At 52.9% G+C, this 5,000-nt stretch carries 2 protein-coding genes, 1 tRNA gene, 2 rRNA genes and 1 pseudogene (1 of these 6 running past the window's edge); 4 read left to right on the top strand and 2 right to left on the bottom strand.

What is annotated here, in order from left to right:
- From QFZ34_RS09515 to QFZ34_RS09505, 3 genes are all read left to right on the top strand, one after another.
- A 23S ribosomal RNA gene (locus QFZ34_RS09515) occupies positions 1–1,175 on the top strand; it begins 1,644 nt to the left of the window's first position.
- A 206-nt stretch (positions 1,176–1,381) separates the two neighbouring features.
- Positions 1,382–1,496: ribosomal RNA gene (rrf, locus tag QFZ34_RS09510) — 5S ribosomal RNA — on the top strand.
- A 281-nt stretch (positions 1,497–1,777) separates the two neighbouring features.
- Positions 1,778–1,854: transfer RNA gene (locus tag QFZ34_RS09505), tRNA-Met, on the top strand.
- A gap of 233 nt (positions 1,855–2,087) precedes the next feature.
- Here the strand turns inward: QFZ34_RS09505 and QFZ34_RS09500 are convergent.
- Both QFZ34_RS09500 and QFZ34_RS09495 read right to left on the bottom strand, forming a co-directional pair.
- The gene (locus QFZ34_RS09500) at positions 2,088–2,588 is read right to left on the bottom strand and encodes a gluconokinase (protein WP_307280021.1); all 501 of its coding nucleotides are present in this window, start codon (positions 2,586–2,588) and stop codon (positions 2,088–2,090) included.
- A complete protein-coding gene (locus tag QFZ34_RS09495; protein ID WP_307280018.1) occupies positions 2,585–3,352 on the bottom strand; it encodes an SDR family oxidoreductase in 768 nt (255 codons plus the stop codon). Before QFZ34_RS09495 ends, QFZ34_RS09500 begins: the two co-directional genes overlap by 4 nt.
- Positions 3,353–3,554: 202 nt before the next feature.
- Between QFZ34_RS09495 and QFZ34_RS09490 the strand changes: the two are divergent.
- Positions 3,555–4,989 (top strand): annotated as a pseudogene (locus QFZ34_RS09490) (aldehyde dehydrogenase family protein).
- Positions 4,990–5,000: the final 11 nt, after the last annotated feature.

Genomic DNA, 5,000 nt, shown 5'->3' with positions numbered 1-5,000 from the left:
TAACTTCGGAAGAAGCGTGACCCTTTTTTACGCAAGTAGAGGAGGGTGGCACAGACCAGGGGGTAGCGACTGTTTACCAAAAACACAGGGCTCTGCGAAGTCGCAAGACGACGTATAGGGTCTGACGCCTGCCCGGTGCTGGAAGGTTAAGAGGAGAGGTGCAAGCTTTGAATTGAAGCCCCAGTAAACGGCGGCCGTAACTATAACGGTCCTAAGGTAGCGAAATTCCTTGTCGGGTAAGTTCCGACCTGCACGAATGGCGTAACGACTTCCCCGCTGTCTCCAACGCAGACTCAGTGAAATTGAATTCCCCGTGAAGATGCGGGGTTCCTGCGGTTAGACGGAAAGACCCCGTGCACCTTTACTATAGCTTTACACTGGCATTCGTGTCGGCATGTGTAGGATAGGTGGTAGACTTTGAAGCGGGGGCGCCAGCCTTCGTGGAGTCATCCTTGAAATACCACCCTTACCTATATGGATGTCTAACCGCGGTCCGTTATCCGGATCCGGGACAGTGTATGGTGGGTAGTTTGACTGGGGCGGTCGCCTCCTAAAGAGTAACGGAGGCGCGCGATGGTGGGCTCAGACCGGTCGGAAATCGGTCGTCGAGTGCAATGGCATAAGCCCGCCTGACTGCGAGACTGACAAGTCGAGCAGAGACGAAAGTCGGTCATAGTGATCCGGTGGTCCCGCGTGGAAGGGCCATCGCTCAACGGATAAAAGGTACGCCGGGGATAACAGGCTGATGACCCCCAAGAGTCCATATCGACGGGGTTGTTTGGCACCTCGATGTCGACTCATCGCATCCTGGGGCTGGAGCAGGTCCCAAGGGTATGGCTGTTCGCCATTTAAAGCGGTACGTGAGTTGGGTTCAGAACGTCGTGAGACAGTTCGGTCCCTATCTGCCGTGGGTGTAGGAATATTGACAGGATCTGTCCCTAGTACGAGAGGACCGGGATGGACGTATCTCTGGTGGACCTGTTGTGGCGCCAGCCGCATAGCAGGGTAGCTATATACGGACGGGATAACCGCTGAAGGCATCTAAGCGGGAAACCCACCTGAAAACGAGTATTCCCTATCAGAGCCGTGGAAGACCACCACGTTGATAGGCCGGGTGTGGAAGTGCGGCAACGCATGAAGCTTACCGGTACTAATAGCTCGATTGGCTTGATCATTCTCATTACTTATATCCATCTGACAAAGTCAGATGAAATAGATTGTCTCACGCGCCCTATCGCACCTTTGGTGCGGGCGCTGCGACAGCGCGCCGGGCAACCGGCGACGGCCAAGTCGGCCTTGTGGGCAAATGCCCGCAAGATCGATCATCGCCAACAATCAAGACAAACAATTCCAGCTTCTTCATTTTGTTGCGCTTTGCTGACCTGGTGGTTACAGCGGGGTGGCTGCACCCGATCCCATTCCGAACTCGGCCGTGAAACGCCCCTGCGCCAATGGTACTTCGTCTCAAGACGCGGGAGAGTAGGTCGCTGCCAGGTCTGCTAAACGCAACAAAATGCTGCTCAAATCACACAACAATACATAACAGACCAATCAGGCCGCGCCAGAATACGTTCAGGACGCGGCCTTTTTGCTTTTGGCAAACATTCCGGGTAATCTGGACAATGCCAAAAGCACAATGGCAATGGCAGCAATGCCCTCCTGCCACAAAAGGGTGGAGCAGCACCCCGTCCGAAAGCCCGAAAAAGCACCTTCGCTTTTGAGGCCGGACAAACGGAGAAGTCCGGGCTGCAAACGGCGTCAGCGCCGGTCTTGGTAACGCGGGGTGGAGCAGCCCGGTAGCTCGTCAGGCTCATAACCTGAAGGTCACAGGTTCAAATCCTGTCCCCGCAACCAATAACTCAACATCCCACAAAATACACCGCTACAATCCAACACACAAACACAGCACCAAGCCGCAGCAATGCACCAATGTGGCTGCAACCCGCAAGCCACAGTGCCAAATGTGGGTGCAAACCCCAAACCGGCCAATCAACGGCCGACGGTCAAGCACAACCGGACACAAACAGTTCAAACGGTCGCGATCCGAGTTGCGTCCCTGCCGAAACAGCTTGACCCCAGTCACTTATCTAAACCCTAAGCCGCCGTAGCCAGCCAACGCTCGCACCAACAATTGCGTCAATGCTCCGTGACACATCCTGGCGAAAAACCAGATCTTCCCCAACAGGCGATTCCAACGTTGAAAGCTGACTGTCCAACATCGAAACCGGCATAAAATGACCCGTGCGCTTACCCATGTGCGATCGTAGAACCTCGACTTCGCCATCCAGGAAAATGAATGCAAGCGGTCCGCCAGCTTTCTCTCTCAAACGTTCGCGATAGCTTTTTTTCAAAGCTGAACAAGACACCACTAGCCCATTTTCGGCCTCAGCCAGTTCAATGCCAATTTTGTCGAGCCACGGCCAGCGGTCATCATCCGTCAAAGGAATGCCGGAAGACATTTTTTCGACGTTACGTTCGGGATGAAGCGTATCGCCTTCCAAAAAAGGAAGCTTTAAGGCTTCGGCGATCGCAACTCCGACGGAGGTTTTTCCCGAACCGCTCACGCCCATTACTATAATGCGTATCATATTGAAGCTGTAATCCCGCCATCGATATGGATGACTTGCCCATTAACAAAGGACGAGGCATCACTTGCCAAGAATATTGCAGCGCCGACCAGTTCTTCAACATTTCCCCATCGTCCTGCCGGGGTCCGTTTCTCCAGCCAAGTGGAGAACTCCGGATCATCGATCAATGCTTGATTCAATGGGGTTTTGAAGTAGCCGGGTGCGATAGCGTTGATTTGCAGACCATATTTCGCCCAATCCGTGCACATGCCTCGCGTCAAATTACGAACAGCGCCTTTCGTTGCCGTGTATGGCGCTATGGATGGCCGGGCCAGTTCACTCTGGACTGAAGCAATATTGATAATCTTGCCGCGGCCTCGCTTGATCATGTGTTGAGCAGCGCTCTGGCCGGCATAGAAAACGCTCGAGATGTTTGTTTGCAGCAATTGTTGCCATTTATCATCCGGAAAATCCTCCAGGGGAGCACGAAATTGCATACCGGCATTATTGATGAGAATGTCAACTGCACCGATCTCGGCCTCGATCTTATCAATCCCTGTCTTGACCGCACCAATATCGGTTACATCGAAATGCGAGGCGTGCGCCTTATACCCCTCATCACTGAGTTCGGTGACGGCTGCTGCAAGTTTTTCCCGGTTGCGGCCGTTGATGACAACCGTCGCACCATATGATGCGAGACCTTTTGCCAAAGCGAAGCCGATACCTTGACTGGACCCAGTAACGAGCGCGACGCGCCCCTCAAGATTAAACAATGAGTAGGGCATGTGGACGTTCCTCTTATTCGCTTCTTGTGAGCGGACGAATATTCCGGCGTGCTCGATAAGCTTAACTAGCAGTCCTTTACGCAGCTTTCTACCCGGCCAATCAAGCTCCATATGGCCGAAAAGCCAAATGTTCTGGATTAACCGTTGAAACGCTTGTCTCCTATGGTATTGATTCACCTGAACAGAACGAAAGAACACAATCATGACATTGCACCAAAATCTGATCGACGGCGAATGGGCCGGTGGCGACGCCATTGCCAATATCAATCCTTCCAACACCAATGATGTGGTTGGGGAATATGCGAGAGCGACGGCTGAAGATACGTTACGGGCCATTGCTGCTGCAAAAGCGGCCTTTCCTGCTTGGGCGCGTTCTGGAATTCTCGAACGTCATGCAATCTTGCGCAAAACTGCAGATGAGATCACTGCCCGCAAGGATGAACTTGGCCGATTGCTCTCTCGGGAAGAAGGCAAGACACTGGCCGAAGGGATTGGTGAAACTTTGCGTGCAGCGCAAATCTTCGACTTCTTTGCCGGAGAAGTGTTGCGGCTTGCAGGCGAAGTTTTGCCAAGTGCTCGTCCGAATATCGGTGTTGAAATTACGAGAGAACCGGTTGGCGTTGTCGGCATCATCACCCCGTGGAATTTCCCCCATTGCGATTCCTGCCTGGAAGATTGCACCTGCTTTGGCTTATGGAAATACTGTTGTGTTTAAGCCAGCGGATCTCGTACCGGGCTGCTCTTGGGCAATTGTTGATATCCTCCACCGTTCGGGTCTACCAAAGGGTGTGCTTAATCTTGTCATGGGCAAGGGTTCAGTTGTAGGGCAGACAATTCTCGACAGCGCCGATGTCAATGCGATCACTTTCACCGGATCTGTCGGTACGGGAAAACGCGTCGCTGCAGCATCAATTGAGCATATGCGCAAATTCCAGTTGGAGATGGGCGGTAAAAATCCATTTGTTGTTCTGGATGATGCCGAGCTTAACGTCGCGGTCGACGCCGCTGTAAATAGTGCGTTTTTCTCAACCGGTCAGCGTTGCACAGCGTCTTCTCGAATCATTGTCACCGAGGGCATCCATGACCGATTCGTTGCTGCTGTTTCGGAAAAACTGAAAACGATCATAGTTGATGATGCTTTGAAGGCGGGGACGCATATTGGCCCCGTTGTCGATGCGAGCCAGCTCAAGCAGGATGAAGATTATATTGCTATCGGTCAAAAAGAGGGTGCAAAGCTCGCTTTTGGCGGCGAACGGCTGACACGGGATAATCCCGGCTTCTATCTGCAGCCCGCTTTGTTTACGGAAGCGACGAATCAAATGCGTATTTCTCGCGAAGAAATATTTGGTCCTGTCGCCAGTGTCATCCGCGTCAAGGATTATGAAGAGGCGCTGCATACAGCAAATGATACGCCTTTTGGCCTCTCATCGGGCATTGCGACGACGAGCCTGAAGCATGCGACTCATTTCAAACGCAATGCCGAAGCTGGGATGGTCATGGTTAACCTGCCCACTGCCGGTGTTGATTTCCATGTGCCTTTCGGCGGACGTAAGGGATCAAGCTATGGCCCTCGTGAGCAGGGCAAATACGCTGCCGAGTTTTATACGACGGTGAAAACCGCCTATACGCTGGCCTGATCCTCGTCGCA

This window comes from Phyllobacterium ifriqiyense (assembly GCF_030817885.1).
GTDB classification, from domain to species: domain Bacteria; phylum Pseudomonadota; class Alphaproteobacteria; order Rhizobiales; family Rhizobiaceae; genus Phyllobacterium; species Phyllobacterium ifriqiyense.
Note: the sequence above shows the minus strand (reverse complement) of the source record. Positions and strands in the feature narration are given on the sequence as shown.